General features: G+C 74.5%; 15 protein-coding genes. 10 read left to right on the plus strand and 5 right to left on the minus strand.

Annotation, left to right across the window (positions count from 1 at the left end; translation table 11 throughout):
* Positions 1-13 precede the first annotated feature (13 nt).
* Positions 14-790, plus strand: a complete 777-nt coding sequence (locus tag MTO91_RS11605; RefSeq protein ID WP_476654858.1) for an RNA polymerase sigma factor — start codon at positions 14-16, stop codon at positions 788-790.
* Positions 787-1,581 carry a hypothetical protein gene (locus MTO91_RS11610; RefSeq protein WP_476654490.1) on the plus strand — a complete coding sequence of 265 codons (795 nt, stop codon included), beginning with the start codon at positions 787-789 and terminating at the stop codon, positions 1,579-1,581. Before MTO91_RS11605 ends, MTO91_RS11610 begins: the two co-directional genes overlap by 4 nt.
* Positions 1,582-1,665: 84 nt before the next feature.
* On the opposite strand, the gene MTO91_RS11615 is transcribed toward MTO91_RS11610, so the two are convergent.
* On the minus strand, positions 1,666-2,190 hold the full coding sequence (locus MTO91_RS11615) for a ribonuclease FAU-1 family protein (protein WP_476654491.1): 525 nt from the start codon (positions 2,188-2,190) through the stop codon (positions 1,666-1,668).
* A gap of 81 nt (positions 2,191-2,271) precedes the next feature.
* Here MTO91_RS11615 and uvrB point away from each other — a divergent pair, with 81 nt between their 5' ends.
* The 4 genes from uvrB to MTO91_RS11635 all read left to right on the plus strand — a co-directional run bounded on the left by uvrB (position 2,272) and on the right by MTO91_RS11635 (position 8,209).
* Positions 2,272-4,509, plus strand: a complete 2,238-nt coding sequence (gene uvrB, locus MTO91_RS11620) for an excinuclease ABC subunit UvrB (RefSeq protein WP_202968142.1) — start codon at positions 2,272-2,274, stop codon at positions 4,507-4,509.
* 130 nt (positions 4,510-4,639) lie between these two features.
* Positions 4,640-5,929 (plus strand): glycosyltransferase 87 family protein, encoded by a 1,290-nt coding sequence (locus tag MTO91_RS11625; protein ID WP_405417564.1) that lies wholly within the window; start codon positions 4,640-4,642, stop codon positions 5,927-5,929.
* 170 nt (positions 5,930-6,099) lie between these two features.
* Positions 6,100-7,305, plus strand: a complete 1,206-nt coding sequence (locus tag MTO91_RS11630) for a GAF domain-containing protein (protein ID WP_405421858.1) — start codon at positions 6,100-6,102, stop codon at positions 7,303-7,305.
* 136 nt (positions 7,306-7,441) lie between these two features.
* Complete coding sequence (locus MTO91_RS11635; protein WP_251786425.1) at positions 7,442-8,209, plus strand: acetoin reductase; 768 nt, start codon at positions 7,442-7,444, stop codon at positions 8,207-8,209.
* Between the two features lie 44 nt (positions 8,210-8,253).
* Here the strand turns inward: MTO91_RS11635 and MTO91_RS11640 are convergent, their stop codons facing one another.
* Together MTO91_RS11640 and MTO91_RS11645 are read right to left on the minus strand one after the other, a co-directional pair.
* Complete coding sequence (locus tag MTO91_RS11640) at positions 8,254-9,150, minus strand: ABC transporter permease (RefSeq protein ID WP_226365503.1); 897 nt, start codon at positions 9,148-9,150, stop codon at positions 8,254-8,256.
* Positions 9,147-12,263 (minus strand): alpha/beta fold hydrolase, encoded by a 3,117-nt coding sequence (locus MTO91_RS11645; protein WP_476654492.1) that lies wholly within the window; start codon positions 12,261-12,263, stop codon positions 9,147-9,149. Before MTO91_RS11645 ends, MTO91_RS11640 begins: the two co-directional genes overlap by 4 nt.
* 234 nt (positions 12,264-12,497) lie before the next feature.
* Between MTO91_RS11645 and MTO91_RS11650 the strand changes: the two genes are divergently transcribed.
* From MTO91_RS11650 to MTO91_RS11665, 4 genes are all read left to right on the plus strand, one after another.
* Positions 12,498-14,192, plus strand: coding sequence for a metallophosphoesterase (locus MTO91_RS11650; RefSeq protein WP_476654493.1), 1,695 nt, complete (start codon positions 12,498-12,500; stop codon positions 14,190-14,192).
* 260 nt (positions 14,193-14,452) lie between these two features.
* Positions 14,453-15,547: a TerC family protein gene (locus MTO91_RS11655; RefSeq protein WP_208823910.1), complete on the plus strand. Its 1,095-nt coding sequence runs from the start codon at positions 14,453-14,455 to the stop codon at positions 15,545-15,547.
* Between the two features lie 181 nt (positions 15,548-15,728).
* Positions 15,729-16,826: a sodium:calcium antiporter gene (locus MTO91_RS11660; protein WP_476654494.1), complete on the plus strand. Its 1,098-nt coding sequence runs from the start codon at positions 15,729-15,731 to the stop codon at positions 16,824-16,826.
* Positions 16,827-16,845: 19 nt separating this feature from the next.
* Positions 16,846-17,085, plus strand: a complete 240-nt coding sequence (locus MTO91_RS11665) for a hypothetical protein (RefSeq protein WP_251786430.1) — start codon at positions 16,846-16,848, stop codon at positions 17,083-17,085.
* A gap of 17 nt (positions 17,086-17,102) precedes the next feature.
* Here MTO91_RS11665 and MTO91_RS11670 read toward each other — a convergent pair whose 3' ends face one another.
* Positions 17,103-17,606 (minus strand): metallophosphoesterase family protein, encoded by a 504-nt coding sequence (locus MTO91_RS11670; RefSeq protein WP_251786475.1) that lies wholly within the window; start codon positions 17,604-17,606, stop codon positions 17,103-17,105.
* Positions 17,603-17,980, minus strand: coding sequence for an FKBP-type peptidyl-prolyl cis-trans isomerase (locus MTO91_RS11675; RefSeq protein ID WP_226356486.1), 378 nt, complete (start codon positions 17,978-17,980; stop codon positions 17,603-17,605). Before MTO91_RS11675 ends, MTO91_RS11670 begins: the two co-directional genes overlap by 4 nt.
* Positions 17,981-18,119: the final 139 nt, after the last annotated feature.

Here is an 18,119-nt window from a genome sequence, read left to right on the forward strand (position 1 = left end):
GGGGTTGAGCACAGTGGCCCAGCGTTTCGGGGCGGACGGCGAGTTCGCCGAGCCCGAGCGCGCGCCCGCGTTCCCCCACACGGACGAGTACGGCGGTGCGCCGGAGCCGGGCGCACCGGACCACGACGCGTGGACCGGCGCCGAGTACGAGGCCCCGCCGATCAGCGGCGCGGTCGTCCAGCAGCACCGCACGCTCCCGCACGGTGAGCTCCGTGCGGACTTCGGCGCACACCTCGAGACGCACTACCCGCGCCTGGTCGCGCAGCTCTACGCGATCACACTCAACCCGCACGACGCGCACGACGCCGTGCAGGACGCCTACTCGCGGGCCTGGCGGCGCTGGGCCGCGCTGCGCGCCGAGCCCGCGGGCCCGGACCACGAGGACGCGGCCGTCGGCTGGGTCCGGCGGGTCGCGATCCGCACGTCGATGCGGGGGCGGATCCTGCGCCGCCGTCGCAGGCCGTCGCCGGAGGAGACCGACCCGCGCACCGGGGCGCTCCTGGAGGCTCTCGGGAGGCTCGCACCCGTCGACCGCCGGGCCGTGGTGCTGCACCACATGGCCGGCCTGTCGACCGGCGCGGTCGCCGAGCTCGAGCGGGTCACCGAGCACGAGGTGCGGCGCCGGCTCGTCCGCGGTCGCGAGGTCGTGACCGAGGGCATGGCCGAGGTGCTGGAGGAGATCATCGGACCGGCGGGTGACGCGGTCGGGGGACCGCCGCCGGGTCACGGGGCGCCGCAGTACGACCTGCGTGGCGGGTACCCACCCGCCACCGAGGGGGGACGGGTATGAACGGGTTCGCCGACATCGACCGGGAGTTCCACCGGCTCGACGACGTCCTGGCCGCGGCGGTGCCGCTGCCCGCCGTCGACGACGTGATCTCCCGCGCCGCCGGTGCGCGCCGGGCCACCTCGGCCGCGGCCGCGGCGGTGCTCACCGTCGGGTCTCTGGGCGGCATCACCGCCGTCGCGACCGCGGCCGCCCCCGGCGGCAGCTTCGTCGGCCCGCCGTTCGCCATCGCCGCGCCGCAGGAGAGCGGCCCGACCCCGGAGCCGGTCGAGACCGGCGACGCCGGTGGCGCCACCGGTGGTCAGGGCGGTCTCCCGCCGGCGTTCGCCCCGACCGTCGCGGCGACCCAGGGCGGCGCGCTGCCCGGTGGTGGCGGCTCGCCCGCCGCCCCCGCGCCCGGTCCGGCCCCCGCGCCCGGCACCCCCGGCGCGCCGGTGGTCCCGCCGCCGCCCACCGGCGGCGGTCAGCCGACCCCGCCGCCGCACACGACCCCGCCGCGGCCGACCGACGAGGGTTCGCCCGAGCCGACGACGCCTCCGCCGCCCACCACGACGACGCCGCCGACCACGACGAAGCCGCCGGTGACGACGACTCCGCCGCCGGAGACCTCGACGCCGAAGCCGACCGACGAGGGCACCCCGGAGCCGACGACGACCGCCCCGGCCCCGACGACGACCAACTCGGCCGCGCCGACCACCACCTCGCCCGAGCCGACGACCACCACCGGGACCACGACGCCGGAGACCTCGACCAGCGCCGTCGGCCTCGGCCCGGCGCAGTCCTCCGCGCTCTGACCCACCCGGGCCGGCCCCGCCACGGCCGGTCGGTGCACCGGGCGCGCCGTACGGACCGCCCGCGTCGCCGGTCGGTGGCGACGGTCAGTCGCGAGCGTCCTCCGGCCGGTCCCGCGGGCCCAGGTCGATCCCCAGGGACGCCAGCCAGGCCACGTGGTCGTGGTCGTGGCGGACCAGCCCGTCGAGCACGGCGTGCGACCGCTCCAGGGCGTACTCGGCCAGGTCGGTCCCGACCAGCCCCTGCGCCACGGCGGCGACGAACTCGTCGACGTCGATGACGTCGGTCCCGCGGCCGCGGCGCACCACGAGGTCCAGGTAGAGGTCGGTCATGTGCAGCCGCCTGCCCTCACGGGTGATCGCGGCGACGTCGACGTACACGTCCTGGTCGCGTTCGTGCCCCGGCCGCCACCGCCAGTCCGACAGGCACACGCCCAGTTCCGGGAGCACCCAGGTCTCGATCCACCAGGCGTTCGGCCGGGCGACGACGGGCCGGGACAGGTACAGACCCCAGCTCTCCTCGCGCAGTGTGGCGATCTCGCGGTGGGTCCCCTTGGTGTCGATCTGGACGCCCCGTCCGGGGTCGAAGGTCTGCGTCTTGGGCGGGTGCACGGTCGCCCATCCTGCCTCCGCCGGAGGATCCGGCGGGGCGCACGGCGGGAAAGTGTCGGGGGTCGCTCGTACCCTGGTGTCATGGCATTCGCGACCGAGGTCCCGGGCAGCGCGGCGGACTCCCGTGCCCGGGAGGACGAGGCACACCCGGACGCGGGCACCACCCCGGCGGACACCCCGCGTGCGCACTCCGAGCACCGCCCGGTGGGTGCGGTCGAGCGGAGCACGGCCCCGTTCCGGGTGGTCAGCGAGCACGTCCCGGCCGGTGACCAGCCGACCGCGATCGCCGAGCTGGACCGGCGCCTCCGTGCCGGCGAGCAGGACGTCGTCCTGCTGGGCGCCACCGGCACCGGCAAGTCGGCCACCACCGCGTGGCTGATCGAGCAGCAGCAGCGCCCGACGCTGGTGATGGCGCCGAACAAGACCCTGGCCGCGCAGCTGGCGAACGAGCTGCGGGAGATGCTCCCGAACAATGCGGTCGAGTACTTCGTCTCGTACTACGACTACTACCAGCCCGAGGCCTACATCGCGCAGACCGACACCTACATCGAGAAGGACAGCTCGATCAACGACGACGTCGAGCGGCTGCGGCACTCGGCGACGATGAACCTGCTGTCCCGCCGCGACGTCGTCGTGGTCGCCTCGGTGTCGTGCATCTACGGCCTCGGCACCCCGCAGTCCTACCTCGACCGGTCCGTCTCGCTGCGGGTCGGCGAGGAGGTCGAGCGGGACCGGCTGCTGCGGCTGCTGGTCGACGTGCAGTACACCCGCAACGACATGTCCTTCACCCGCGGCACGTTCCGGGTCCGGGGTGACACCGTCGAGATCATCCCCGCCTACCAGGAGCTGGCGCTGCGGATCGAGTTCTTCGGCGACGAGATCGAGGCGCTGTACTACCTCAACCCGCTGACGGGCGAGGAGGTCGAGCAGGTCGACGAGATCAAGGTCTTCCCGGCGACGCACTACGTCGCGGGCCCGGAGGCGATGGAACGCGCCGTGCGCGCCATCGAGGCGGAGCTGGAGGAGCGCCTCGCACAGCTGGAGAACCAGGGCAAGCTGCTCGAGGCCCAGCGGCTGCGGATGCGGACCCAGTACGACATCGAGATGATCCGCCAGGTCGGGTTCTGCTCGGGCATCGAGAACTACTCGCGCCACATCGACGGCCGCGGCGCCGGCACCGCGCCGGCCACCCTGATCGACTACTTCCCGGACGACTTCCTGCTGGTCATCGACGAGTCGCACGTGACCGTGCCGCAGATCGGCGGCATGTACGAGGGCGACATGTCCCGCAAGCGCAACCTCGTCGAGTACGGCTTCCGTCTCCCCTCCGCGGTGGACAACCGGCCGCTCACCTGGGAGGAGTTCGCCGACCGGATCGGCCAGACCGTCTACCTGTCCGCGACCCCGGGCCCCTACGAACTCAACCGCACCGGCGGCGAGTTCGTCGAGCAGGTCATCCGCCCCACCGGCCTGGTCGACCCCGAGGTCGTCGTGAAGCCGACCAAGGGCCAGATCGACGACCTGGTCGCCGAGATCCGGGACCGGACCGCCAAGGACGAACGGGTCCTGGTCACCACGCTGACCAAGAAGATGGCCGAGGACCTCACCGACTACCTGCTCGAGCTCGGGATCAAGGTCCGGTACCTGCACTCCGAGGTCGACACCCTGCGCCGGGTGGAGCTGCTGCGGCAGCTGCGGTCCGGCGAGTACGACGTGCTGGTCGGCATCAACCTGCTCCGCGAGGGTCTCGACCTGCCCGAGGTGTCACTGGTGGCGATCCTCGACGCGGACAAGGAGGGCTTCCTCCGCTCCGGCACGTCACTGATCCAGACCATCGGCCGCGCGGCGCGCAACGTCTCCGGCCAGGTCCACATGTACGCCGACCGGATCACCGACTCGATGCGGTACGCCATCGACGAGACCGACCGGCGCCGCGCCAAGCAGGTCGCCTACAACACCGAGCACGGCATCGACCCGCAGCCGCTGCGCAAGAAGATCGCCGACATCCTCGACCAGGTCTACCGCGAGGCCGAGGACACCGAGGCCGTCCCGGTCGGCGGGTCGGGCCGCAACGCCTCGCGCGGCAAGCGGGCGGCGGGGGAGAAGGGCCGTCCGGCCGCGGCGGGCAGCTCCGGGGTGGCGGCGAAGGACACGGCGGGCATGCCGCGTGCCGAGCTGGCCGACCTCATCCAGCAGATGAACGACCAGATGCTCACCGCCGCACGGGACCTCCAGTTCGAGCTGGCGGCCCGGCTCCGCGACGAGATCGCCGACCTCAAGAAGGAGCTGCGGGGGATGGACGCGGCCGGGGTGTCGTAGGCGGGTCCCGCGGCGGGGCGCGGGGTCGCGCCCCGCTACCGTGGTCCACCGTCGTCCCCAAGCGGCCGCCGGGCTCCGCCCGTCGCGCGGCCCGTACCCGTCCGGCCCGGCCGCACACGGAGGAGCCCGCGTGACCGTCACCCGCACCCCGCACGACCCCGACGTGCCCGCCGCTCGCGGCGGGGCCGCCGCGGTCCTCGTCGGACGGCTGCGGACGGCGGCACTCACCCCCTGGACACTCGTGGTCACGGTGCCGCTGCTGGCCGCGGCGCTGTACTGGTCCTGGTTCCGGCTGCGCGACTACGCACTCGACCTCGACGTCTACCGGATCGGCGTGCAGGTCTGGCTGGACGGCGGTGACATGTACGGTCGGCTCCCGCTGCCCCTGCACGGGCCCGAGCTGCCGTTCATCTACCCGACCTTCGCGGCGATCACGATGGTGCCGCTGACCGTGGTGCCCTACGCCGTCGCGTTCACCGCCCAGTTCGTCGCCTCGGTGCTGTCGCTGGCGGTCTGCATCGCGCTCACGATCCGCGTCGCGTGGCCCGCGGGCGGGCGGCGGGCCCCGTTCGTGCTGGGCGTGCCGGTGCTGGCCGCGGCGCTGCTCATGGAGCCGGTCGCGCAGACCTTCGCCTTCGGCCAGATCAACCTCGTGCTGATGCTGCTCGTGCTGGTCGACCTGCTGGCCCCGCGGACCTGGTGGCCGCGCGGGCTGCTGCTCGGCCTGGCCGCGGCGATCAAGCTGACCCCGGGCGGGTTCGTCCTGTACTTCCTGGTGCGGCGGGACTGGAAGGCGGCGGGCGTCGCCGTCGTCACCGGCATCCTCGCGACCGGCCTCGGGTTCGTCGTCGACCTCGACTCCTCGGTGCGGTACTGGTTCGTCGGGGGACCGGCGGCCGGGGTCAGCGGCTCGACGTTCTTCTCCAACGAGACCGTGCAGGCCGTGCTCGCCCGCCAGGAGGTCCCCGACCCCTGGTTCCACATCCTGTGGCTGGGCATCGTCGCGGTCCTGCTGGCGCTGGCCGTGCCGGTCGTCCGGCGCTCCGAGCCGGTGATCGGGATGTCGGCGACGGCCGCCGTCGTGCTGATGGCGACCCCGACCGCCTGGTCGCACCACTGGGTGTGGGTCGTGCCCGCGCTGATCGGGATCGGTGCGCACGCCCTGCGGTACCGCAGCGCCGGGTGGGCCGCGGTCGGCGCGGTGATCGCCGCGATCTTCTACATCGCGCCGTTCCGCTGGATGCCCAACGTGTGGGGCGTCGAGATGAAGTGGAGCCTCTGGGAGCAGTTCCTCGGGGCCAGCTACGTCATCCCCGCCGCGCTGACCCTCGGACTGGGCTGCTGGTACGTCACCCGGGGCCCGGGCCGTCCCGGTGGTCCGCGGGCCCCGCACCCCGAGCGGCGTCACGTCGGGTCCTGACCCTCCGGCGGGGGCCGGCCCGGGCACGACCGCCCGCGACTATGGCGCGGGTCACGGACACCCGCCTACTGTGGGAGCCGGAGGTGCCGGTGGAGCCAGTCGACGACGACCGGAACCGGGCAGGCGTGTGCGCTGTCCGCCCGGGGACCGACCTCGGTCGGCACGCCCGGATGCTGTCCCGGCTGCACGACGCGGTGCTGTCCGGCGACGCACGCCCCGACGACACGGCGCGCGGACGTCGGCTGATCACCCGCTCCTGGGACCGGGTCCGGGCCCAGGGCGTGGACCCCGACGCCGGTGAGCCGCCCGGCCCGCTGGACGCCGCCGTCGTCGAGCAGCGCCGCGCGACGTCACCGCTGGTGCCGGTGCTGCCCGCACTGCGTGCCGCGCTGACCTCGGTCGCCGAGGACGCCCGGCACGTGATGGTCGTCTGCGACGCCGACGGGGTCCTGCTGTGGCGGGAGGGCTCGACCGCCGTCCGCCGCCGCGCCGACGCGCTCGGGTTCACCGAGGGCGCGGAGTGGTCCGAGCAGTCGGTCGGCACCAACGCGATCGGGACCGCGCTCGCCGAGGGCGGGCCGGTGCAGATCTTCTCCGCCGAGCACTTCGTGCGCAGCCACCACGGCTGGACCTGCACCGCGGCCCCCGTGCACGACCCGCGCAGCGGTGAGCTGCTCGGCGTCGTCGACCTGTCCGGGCCCGCCGAGACCATCCACCCGACGACCGTCGCGCTCGTCGACACCGCGGTGCGGCTCGCCGAGGCCGGGCTGTGGCAGCGTCACGAGGCCCGCCTCGACGCGCTGCGCACCATCGGCGCCCCGATGCTCGCCGGCGACACCGGGCCGGGCCTGGTGGTCGACGACCACGGCTGGGTCGCCGCCGCGTCCGGGCTGCCCGGTGTCGAACGGGTCGCCGCACCGGTGCCGGAGCGCCTGATCGCCGTCCACGGTCTGGGGCCGTGCCTGCCCGAGCCGGTGCCCGGCGGCTGGCTGCTGCGCCCGGCGTCCGGCGGGAGCAGGCGGATGCGGCTGCGCCTGGACCTGGACGGTCGTCCGCCGCAGGCCGTCATCGAGGGCACGACCCGCTGGGTGCACCCGCTGTCGACCCGGCACGCCGAGGTCCTGGCGCTGCTCGCCCGTGCGGGGGCGAGCGGGCTGGACGCGGCCACGCTGTCCCAGGGGCTCTACGGCGACCGGGCGCACCTGGTCACCGTCCGCGCCGAGATGTCGCGGCTGCGCCGGAACCTGGGCGGGATCCTGCTGGCCCGCCCCTACCGGATCGCCCCCGAGGTCGAGCTGGACCTGACGGGGCTGGCCGGCAGCCGCGTCGTGCGGGAGTCGACCGCGCCGGGCGTGGCCGCGCTGCGTCGCGACTGAGCGACCCCGTCGCTGCAACCCGGCTGCAACGCTGTCCGTGACCCGCGTCACCGGTTGGACTGGGGTCGCGGGAACGTCCCGCCGCGGCAGGGACGCCGCCCCCCGGCGGCCTGCGCGAGCGAACTGGGAGGCCGACATGGGTGTCGCCGTGGTCACCGGAGCCGGACGCGGGATCGGGCGGGGCATCGCCCTGCGCCTGTCACGGGACGGGCACGCCGTCGCCGTCAACGACCGGGACGCCCACGGCGCCACCGCCGTCGCCGAGGAGATCCGCTCGGCGGGCGGGACCGCGGTGGCCTACCCGGCCGACGTCACCGACCCCGACGCGGTCACCGCGATGGTCGGCCAGGTCGCCGAGGAGCTCGGCGGTCTGGACGTGATGGTCGCGAACGCCGGTATCGCCCAGGTCAAGCCCCTGCTCGAGGTGACACCCGACGACCTGCGCACCATCTTCGACGTCAACGTGTTCGGCGTCGTCTACTGCCTGCAGGCCGCCGCCCGCGTGATGATCGACCGGGGGACCGGCGGCAAGATCGTCAGCGCCGCGTCGATCGCCGGGCACCAGGGCTTCGACCTCCTCGGGCACTACTCGGCGACCAAGTTCGCCGTCCGTGCCCTCACCCAGGCCGCGGCCAAGGAGCTGGCGCCGCACCGGATCACCGTGAACGCGTACTGCCCGGGGATCGTCGGCACCGACATGTGGGACCTGATCGACGAGCAGATGGGCGCCCGCAGCGGCGCGGGGAAGGGCGAGACGCTCACGCAGTACGCGGCCGCCATCCCGCTGGGCCGGGTGCAGACCGCCGACGACGTCGCCGCCTTCGTCTCCTACCTCGCCGGCCCGGACTCCGACTACATGACCGGCCAGGCCGTCATGATCGACGGCGGGGTGGTCATGGTCTAAGGGCCCACCGGGTGCCGGGCCGCGCGGCCGGCCCGGCACCACGGTCAGCTGGTGATGTCCTTGGTGCGGAACCGCCACGCCGCGAGCCCCAGGAATGCGGTGGCGTAGCAGACCGCGGAGAACGTCCCGTAGGTCATGTCCGACCAGTCGACGTCGGTCGCCAGCAGCGCCGACCAGGCGTCGCCGTAGTGGGTGGGGAGGAAGTCCCGGATGATCCCCAGGTCCTCGATCTGGTCGATGATCTGGGAGACGATCGAGGCCATCACCGCGCCGCCGACCGCGCCCAGCGGGGCGTCGGTGCTCACCGACAGCAGCAGCGCCAGCCCGGCCACCCAGCTCAGCTGCACGGTCACGTACAGCGCGCCGAGCATCACCCGCCCGGCCGCGCTCCAGAACGGCAGCGACTCCCCGATCGGCGAGACCAGGTCCCCGGTGCCGTAGGCGATCGCCCCCACCACCAGCGACGCGACCGGGAGCAGCAGCAGCGCCGCCACCGACAGCACCCCCGCGACGACGGCCTTCTGCCGCAGCAGCCGCGCCCGCGGTACCGGGACGGCCAGCAGGTAGCGCAGCGACGACCACGACGCCTCCGAGGCCACCGTGTCGCCGAAGAACAGCGCGACCAGCACCACCAGCAGGAAGCTCGCCGAGGCGAACAGCGTGAACACCGCGAAGTTCGCGGCGCTGCCCGACGCCAGGTCGACCAGGCTCGGGCCACGGGCTCCGGGCTCGTCGTCGCCGAGGGAGAACGCCGCCCACAGGATGATCGGCATCGCCACCACCAGCGCGAACGCGACCTGGGTGCGACGGCGCTGGAGCTGGCGGACCAGCTCGGTGCGCAGCGGCATGGTCCGGCCCGGGACGGCGGGCGGCGCGGCCCGGCCGGTCACGAGGTCGCCGACGTGCCCGCGGCGGGTCGAGAGCTGACGGTCGTCACTCACGAGGTACCTCCGACGTCGCGCCCCTCGGGGCCCACCAGTTCCAGGAACGCGTCCTCCAGCCGCCCGCGCGGCCCGGCCGCGCTGACCGCGACCCCGCCGGACACCAGCGCGGCGACGGCGTCGGCGCGGGCGGTGCCGTCGAGATCGGCGTGCACGACGCCCGGCTGGTCTCCGGTGACGACGTCGGTGACGCCGTCGAGGGCGGCCAGCACGGCCCGGGCCCGGCCGGTGTCGTCCACGGTGAACGACGAGCCGCCCCCGGCCGCCATCAGCTCGGCGACCGTCCCCGCGGCGACGACCGTGCCGCGGTGCATGACCACGACCTCCGAGCAGGTCTGCTCCACCTCCGACAGCAGGTGGCTGGACACGAGCACGGTCCGGCCGCCCGCGGCGTAGCGGCGCAGCAGCTCGCGCATCGCGTGGATCTGGGGCGGGTCGAGCCCGTTGGTGGGCTCGTCGAGGATGAGCAGCTCGGGCAGGCCCAGCATCGCCTGCGCGATCGCGAGGCGCTGCCGCATGCCCTGGGAGTAGGTGCCGACGCGGCGGTGCACCGAGTCGCCGAGCCCGGCGATCTCCAGCGTCTCCTCCATCCGCGCCTGCTCCGGCGGGCGCCCGGTGGCCTCCCAGTAGAGCCGCAGGTTCTCCGCGCCCGACAGGTGCGGCAGGAACCCGGGTCCCTCGACGAACGCGCCGATCCGGGACAGCACCGCCGCGCCGGGACGGATGGGACGGCCGAACGCCGTCATCGTCCCGGCGGTGGGCGCGATCAGGCCCATGAGCATGCGCAGGACGGTCGTCTTGCCGGCGCCGTTCGGGCCGAGCAGGCCGAGCACCGCGCCGCGCGGCACGGTGAACGACACGTCCGACACCGCGGCGAACCCGTTGCGGTAGGTCTTCGCCAGCCCGCCGACGACCAGCGGCGGAGCGTCGCCGGGCACGTCGTCGTCGGAGGGCTCGGTCCGGCGCGACCGCAGCCGCGCCACCAGCCACACCAGGAGTGCCGCGGCCAGCACCGCGGCGATCCCGAGCACCGGCCACAACGGGACGGTCCCCGCCGACTCGGTGCGGCCGGGCACCTGGGGCACCGACAGCGCGGTGTCCCCGGCGAGCCCGACCCGCCACACGGCCGGGTCGGTGCCGGAGTCGTAGCCCTGGTCGGTCGTCGACAGCTGCACCAGCAGGCGGCTGCCCGCCTGCACCGGCGCGACGACGCCGGGCAGCGTCACCGTCGCCTCGGCGGGGGAGCCGTCGGCGGGGACGGCGATCCGCAGCGGCGCGACGGCGTTGCCCAGCAGCGTGCTGCGCCCGTCGGGGGTGAGCGTGGTGAGCGACGCGAACAGCACCGCGGTGTCCGGGGCGGGCTGTCCGGCGACCCGCGCGACGCGCACCGTCACCCGCGGCGCCCCGGAGGGCTGCATCGCGTCGGCGACGGGTGCGGTGAGGAACCGGGCGGACTGGCCCGGCGTCGTCAGGCCGGACAGGCCGCCGAGCGAGTCCAGCGACCCGAGCGCCGAGCCGAGGCCGGGCAGCGACGTGAGCGCCGACGGGTTCCCGCCTGGCGGGTGGACGACGGTCTGCTCGCCGCCGTCCAGGGGCAGCGCGGCCGTCGGGGCGGGTCCGGAGCCCGCGGTCAGGCCGGGGTAGGCCCCGGCGAGGACGGTCCGGCCGGTGGGGGTGTCGCCGCGGGTGCGGACGGTGCTGCGGACCTGGTAGGCGAAGGGGGCCTCGGCGAGACCACCGGTGGTGCCCTGCGCCGCGGGCAGGCCCCGCAGGTGCTGGTCGAACCAGTCGGCGATGCGGGCGCGGACCTCGGAGTCGGGGCCGCCGCCGTCGTGGCCGCCCGCGAACCACAGCACCGACACCGGGGTGCCGTTCGCGGCGATCTGGCGGGCGTTCGCGTCGGCCTGGTCGAGGCCGAACAGGGTGTCCTGCTCGCCCTGGACCAGCAGCGTCGGTGCGGTGATCCGGTCGGTGACGGTCGCGGGGGAGGAGCGGCGGAGCAGCTCGGCCAGCTCCGGGGAGACGCGGCCGGTGCGGGCGGCCTCGCCGTAGGCGGCGCAGACGTCGCGGGCGAAGCGTCCGCAGATCGGGTCCGACGCCGGCTGCGACGCGTCCGGTGCCCGGCCGGTGGCCGCGCCGGGCGCCGTCGCGCCTCCCGGACCGGCCGCGGTGCCGACCGCGGTGCCCGGTCCCGCGGTGCCGGCGCCGTCCGGCCCGGACGCGCCCGCGGTGCCGGTGCCGTCGGAGGAGGACGCCCCGCCCGAGGACGAGCCGAAACCGCCCCCACCGCCGGAACCGGAGCCACCGAGCCCGCCGGAGGAGCCGGCGGCGGCACCGGCCGGGGAGTCCCCGCCCGCGGGCACCCGGCCACCGGAGCCGAAGAACACCCCGGCCCAGCCGCTCTTGAACACCCCGTCGCCGGCACCCGCACCGGCCGCCGGCGTGACCGGCGGCGTCGCACCGGCCGGGACGGCGTTGTTGGGGAACAGCGCCTGGCCCAGGTCGTTCCAGGTGATCACCGGCACGATCGCGTCGATCCGCCGGTCGTAGCCGGCCAGCAGCAGGGCGAGGCCACCGCCGTAGGACCCACCGGTCACACCGACGCGGGGGTCGCCGTCGGCGTCGCGCTGCACGTCGGCGCGCGCGGCGAGACGGTCCACCAGCCGGGACGCGTCGGCCACCTCGTGGTCGGGGTCGTCCAGCCCGATCGAGCCACCGGAGGCGCCGAAACCGCGCGCGGTCCAGGTCTGCACCACGTAGCCGCGGGCGGCGAGCTCGCGGGCGTCGGAGTCGACGGAGGCCTTGCTGCCGCCGAAGCCGTGCGCCACCAGCACCGCGGGCGCGGGGGAGGCCGCGGTCGCCGAGGCGGGGACGTAGAGCGAGGTGTCCAGGTCGATCGTGCCCGGCTGCCCGGGGCCGGCCGGGACGGCGACCTCCTCCTCGGTCACGGCGACCGCCCCGCCGTCGTCGGCCGCCGCCGCGGCGGGCGCCGGCGCGGCGACCGGCACACCGGGTGCGGCCGACGCGGCCGGGGCGAACGCCAGCACCAGGGCGGCGACCGTCGCCGCCACGATCGGGGTACGGACCCACCGGGTCCGGGGGAGCACGTGCACGTCATCGAAACTACGCAGATCGCCGCGACCGCGTCGCCGGTCGGCGGGTGCGTCCCGCCACGCCCGCCGCCCGGCACCGTTCCGGCACGGGAACCGGCACCGGCCGCGGCGAACCGGGCACCCGGGATGAATGCCGCACCAACGGCGCGTGACCCCGGGGTGTCGCCGGGCGTTCACCCGACGTTCCGCCGTGCAACGCCGACGGGAGACCGAAGCCCGGCACCGTCACCGGGTGTGAGCGTCAACCCCACCGGAGAGACCCCCGGCGTCGGTGTCCCGCGGGCACTCGCCGTCGACATGACGATCGCCGACCAGCAGGACTGGCTCGCCGCCTTCCTGCGACGCCACGCCGTCAGCCGGCGCACCGCGCTGCGCGGCGGCGCCGGAGTCCTGGCGACCCTCGCGGCGTCCGGGTCGCCGTGGGCCCGCGGGGTGGCCGCGGCCGCCGCACCCGCGCCGGTGACCGTCGTCGGACGGCACCTGGCCTACGGGCCCGACCCGGCCCGCTCGATGTCGTTCTCCGGGGAGCTGACCGCGGCCCCGCCGCCCGGCCGGATGGTCGTCGACGTCGGCACCGACTCCGGGTTCGGGCTCACGCTCCCGGTGCAGGTCCGCCCGCTGGAGAGCCTCGTCCCGCAGGTGGACGGCAGCATCCGCGGCACCCGCCAGTGGTTCGCCCACGCCCGCGCCGACGGCCTCACCCCCGGCAGCCGCTACGTCTACCGGTTCCGCATCGAGGGCCCCGGCGGAACCTCGGCGACCACCGCCACCAGCACCTTCCGCACGGCCGCGCCCCGCGGCACCCGGCACCGGTTCACCTTCACCGCCTTCGCCGACCAGGGCGTGAGCACCGGTGGGGAGCCGAACCACTACAAGCCCGACGACACCCACCGCAGCCCGGCGCCCGCGGAGGCGCTGACCGCGCTCGTCGCCGCGGAGGCACCCGTGTTCCACCTGCTCGCCGGCGACATCTGCTACGCCGACCCCTCCGGCGCCGGCCGACCGGCCCGCAACGGCGCCCCGCAGGACGACGAGGCCCACGACAGCTTCGACCCCACCGTCTGGAGCACCTACTTCGCCGCGATCGAACGCTCGGCCGCGTCGACCCCGTGGATGTTCGCCACCGGCAACCACGACATGGAGGCGCTCTACGACCTGAACCGGGCCGACGGCCCCGCGCACGGCTACGCCGGTCACGCCGCCCGGCTCGCGCTGCCCGGGACCGGCCCCCGCGGCTGCCCCTCGGTGTACGCGTTCACCCACGGCACCGTCGGGGTCGTCAGCGTGGACGCCAACGACCTCTCCACCGAGATCCCGACCAACGCCGGCTACTCCGGCGGGACCCAGCTGACCTGGCTGGAGCGGACCCTGGCCGGCTGGCGCGCCGACCCGGACATCGAGTGGATCGTGCTGTTCTTCCACCACTGCGCGTTCGCCACCTCGGGCTCGCACGCCTCCGACGCCGGGGTGCGACGGGCGCTGGCGCCGCTGTGCGACCGCTACCGGGTCGACCTGTGCGTGCAGGGCCACAACCACCAGTACGAGCGCACCGACCCCATCCGCGACGGCCGCCCCACCCGTCCGGCGCCGGACCGCTCCACCGTCCACCCGGAGAGCGACGGCACCACCTACGTCTGCGTCGGCTCCGGCGGACGGCCCCGCTACCGCTGGCAGCCCGGCGAGACCGACAGCTTCCGCGGCCACGAGACCGAGCAGGCGCCGGTCACGAGCTTCCTGGCCGGTCCCGACGACCAGAAGCAGGCCGAGACCGTCACCTGGTCGCGGACCCGCTACCTCGGCTACGCCTACCTGCGCTGCTCGGTGGTCCCCGGTTCCGGCGGCACCGACTCCCGGCTCGTCGTGCACGCGATCTCCGACCTCGGCGAAGAGATCGACATGGTCCGGCTCAGCCGTCGCGCGCGCCGCTGAACCGGACACACCGGACGACTTCCGGCCCCGACCGGGTGCCCTGGGTCACCCCGGCTCGCCATGCAACGGACCAGGGAGGACACTTCACCTACCGCAGGGGAGTATCCCTACCGCGGTGGTGTCGTCAGCACGGTGTCGTCGCGAGCGTGGTTCGCGAGCGGACCCGGCACCACCGGCCACGCTCGGCAGCCGCAGCAACGGGCTGCCGTGGCGGGAGAGACCTCGGGCTGTCTGATGCTGCCCTGGTCTGGAGGAACTTCGTGAACGTACCCCTGTGGGTCTGGCTGGTCACCATCGTCGGGTTCGTGCTGGTGATCGGTGCGGACCTGTGGCTCAACGACCACAAGCCGCACGCCGTGACCCTGGGCGAGGTCACCCGCTGGGTCGTCTTCTACGTGGCGCTGGCCGTCGCGTTCGGCTGCGGGGTCTGGTTCTTCTCCGGGGGCACCTACGCCGGCGAGTTCTTCGCCGGCTACCTGACCGAGTACTCGTTGTCGGTCGACAACCTGTTCGTCTTCCTCATCATTATGTCCGCGTTCAAGGTGCCGGTCCTCCACCAGCACCGGGTGCTGCTGGTCGGCATCGTGATCGCGCTGATCATGCGGAGCATCTTCATCGCCGCGGGCGCGGCGGTCATCGACCGCTTCAGCTGGGTGTTCTTCCTCTTCGCCGCGTTCCTCATCTACACCGCCGTCTCGCTGGTCAAGCAGGCTGCCGGCGGCGACGACGAGGAGTGGAAGGAGGGCCGGGTCCTGCAGTGGGTCCGCAAGGCCTTCCCGGTCACCGACGACTACCACGGTGCCAAGACCACCGTGAAGATCGACGGCAAGCGCTGGCTGACCCCGATGCTGATCGTGATGATCGCGATCGGCGTCACCGACATCATGTTCGCCCTGGACTCGATCCCGGCGATCTTCGGCCTCACCCAGGAGCCCTACCTCGTCTTCACCGCGAACGCGTTCGCGCTGATGGGGCTGCGTCAGCTCTACTTCCTGCTCGGCGGGCTGCTCAACAAGCTGGTCTTCCTGTCCTACGGCCTCGCGGTGCTGCTCGCCTTCATCGGCGTCAAGCTCGCCCTGCACGCCCTGCACGAGAACGAGCTGCCCTTCATCAACGGCGGGGAGCCGGTCCCGGTCCCCGAGGTCGGGATCGGACTCTCGCTCGGCGTCATCGTCGGCGTCCTCGCGCTCACCACGATCGTCAGCCTCGTGGCGGTCCGGATGAAGCCCGAGCTGGCCGAGCAGGGCAGCGGGATCACCGCGCCGCCGCTGGCCCGCACCAAGGAGGAGGCCGCGCAGATCGAGGCCCAGGACGAGCAGGCCGACCACCGGGTGAGCGCGCCCCCGCGCGACTGAGGCCCCCGGCCCGTCGGATCCGCATCGGACACCGGGGCGGGGCCGTGTCGGCCCCGCCCCGCCCGGCGCGCCGCGCCTGTGACCAGGCGAAACGTCCTGCCTGGTGATTGTCAAGTGTTGCTTCGCCACGTGGTCCAGTTCACTATCGGGTGATCCTGGCGTCGTAGCGAGGGGCTGACGCATGATCCCGGTGATCGAGTTCGTCCTGGGCGTCGCCGTGCTGGTCTACAGCGCGGAGAAGCTCATCGGCTACCTGGTCGGGGTGGCGAGTCGCTGGGCGATCTCGCTGTTCCTGATCGCCGTCGTCTTCACCGGGATCGAGTTCGACGACCTCGCGTTCGGGGTCGTGCTGAACATGGAGGACCTCAGCGACGTCGCGCTCGGCGCCGTCATCGGCACCACGATCGCGCTGACCGGCATCGTGCTCGCGCTCGCCGCGATCATCGCGCCGACCCGGGTCGAGGTCCCGCGCGACTACCTCGCGCTCTACGTCGCCGCCCCGGTGGTGATGTTCCTGCTCGCGCTCGGCGGGCTGCTCACCGCCGGCACCGGCGTCGTGCTGATCCTGCTGTTCGTCGCCTTCGTCGGCTGGATCGCCCACCGCGAGTACTCCGCCCGTCGGCCCGTCTGGCGCAACGCCGAGGTCTACGAGCAGCTGGAGAAGGCCGGGGTCGCCGCGGGCGGGAGCACGACGGCGACGGTCGCGCCGAGCGGCCCGCCCCGGACCGACGCGGCGGCCGGCAGCCCCGGGTTCCGGCTGCCCGAGGACCTGCGCGTCGACGACGGGTTCCTCAAGGCCCGCGCCCAGCCGCCCGGGCGGACCATCCTGTTCGCCGTCATCGCGCTGATCGGGCTGGTCGTCGGCGCACTCATCGCCGGGCAGGGCACCGAGGGCATCCTCGAGACCTGGGCGATCAGCGGGACGGTCTTCGGGGTCACCATCGCAACGCTCGCGCTGTCCCTCGAGGACATCCTGATCACCGTCGAGCCGGCCCGGCGCGGCGCGCCCGAGATCGCCGTCGCGAACGTGCTCGGCAGCGTCGTGTTCTCGGTGACCGGCAAGCTCGGCGTGATCCTGCTGGTCGGCGGGGCGATCGTGGTCGACCCGACGGCCCTGGTCTGGCACCTGCCGGTGCTGCTCGGGCTCACCGTGCTCTCCGCGGTGTTCCTGGGCACCGGGCGCATCCGCCGCTGGCACGGCGTGGTGCTGCTGGGGCTCTACGTCGCCTACTTCGTCCTCAGCCTGACCGTCTTCGGCGGCGTCCCCGTCGACGACTGAGCACCTGCAGGGAGACCCGATGCTCACGAAGGACCGGATGGCCGCGGCGCTCGTCGTCGTGGCCGCGCTGGTCGGCCTCGTGCTCGTGTTCGGCACGGGCGAGGGCGCCCGCGACGACGACGACGCCCCGGCGGGCGGCCCGCCGTCGGCCACCCGGGTGGACGACGACGACCGGCGGGCCCCGGCCGCTCCGGCCCCGCAGGACCGGGCGCCGGGGCAGCAGCAACAGCAGCCCGACGACGATGACGACGACGGCTGAGCGGCGGCTGAGCGGCGTCAGAGGTGGTGCAGCACGACGTCGTCGATCCGGCCGTCGTGCAGGGTCAGCGTCATCCAGGTGTGGGTCGGCATCCGGCGCCGGTCGGTCGGCGACCCCGGGTTGAGCAGACGCAGCCCGTCCGCCGCGGAGTCCCACGGGATGTGCGAGTGCCCGAACACCAGCAGGTCGGTGTCGGGGTGGGCGGCGAGCGCCCGGCGTTCGCGGCCCTGCTTCGGGCCGGTCTCGTGGGTCACCGCGACCCGGACCCCGTCGAGGGTCGCCCGGGCCGTCTCCGGCAGCCGGGCGCGCAGCTCGTCGCCGTCGTTGTTGCCCCAGCAGGCGAGCAGCCGGGCCGCGCGGCCCTCGACCCGGTCGAGCAGCTCCACCGAGCACCAGTCACCGGCGTGCACGACGACGTCGGCGGCGTCGACGGCCTCCCACACCGGCCCGGGGAGCCCACCGGAGTGGGCGGCCCCGCGGCTCGGGTGGTGGGTGTCGGAGATCAGCAGGAGCGCGGTCAGCGCACGCCCACCAGGTCGCAGACGAAGATCAGGGTCTCGTTCGGGGCGATGACGCCGCCCGCGCCGCGGGCGCCGTAGCCCAGGTGCGGTGGGATCACGAGCCGGCGGCGGCCGCCGACCTTCATCCCGGCGACGCCGTTGTCCCAGCCGGAGATGACCTGGCCGGCGCCGAGGCCGAACTGCAGCGGCTGGCCGCGGTCGTAGGAGTTGTCGAACTCGCGGCCGGTGGACTGCGAGACCCCGACGTAGTGCACGGCGACGGTGTCACCGGGCTTGGCCTCCGGGCCGTCGCCGACGGTCAGGTCCTCGGTCACGAGGTCGGTGGGCAGCGGGCCGTCGACGATCTCGACGGCGGGCTTCTGCGGTGCGGACACGGACGTGCTCCTCACGGACGGGGACGGCCCGCGGGGGCGGGCCGTGGGTGCGCGACGACCCTGCCAGAACCCGCCGGCGGGTGCGTCCCGGGCCCGCCCGTCGTGGCACGCTGCACACCGTGACCGGTGACCGTGACCT

Source organism: Pseudonocardia sp. 2-7, from assembly GCF_056341085.1.

What these genes read in the sequence shown, in the direction of transcription:
- MTO91_RS11635 (WP_251786425.1), top strand. Translation starts at nt 7,442, where the DNA reads ATGGGTGTCGCCGTGGTCACCGGAGCCGGACGCGGGATCGGGCGGGGC.
- MTO91_RS11610 (WP_476654490.1), top strand. Translation starts at nt 787, where the DNA reads ATGAACGGGTTCGCCGACATCGACCGGGAGTTCCACCGGCTCGACGAC.
- MTO91_RS11630 (WP_405421858.1), top strand. Translation starts at nt 6,100, where the DNA reads ATGCTGTCCCGGCTGCACGACGCGGTGCTGTCCGGCGACGCACGCCCC.
- MTO91_RS11665 (WP_251786430.1), top strand. Translation starts at nt 16,846, where the DNA reads ATGCTCACGAAGGACCGGATGGCCGCGGCGCTCGTCGTCGTGGCCGCG.
- uvrB (WP_202968142.1), top strand. Translation starts at nt 2,272, where the DNA reads ATGGCATTCGCGACCGAGGTCCCGGGCAGCGCGGCGGACTCCCGTGCC.
- MTO91_RS11660 (WP_476654494.1), top strand. Translation starts at nt 15,729, where the DNA reads ATGATCCCGGTGATCGAGTTCGTCCTGGGCGTCGCCGTGCTGGTCTAC.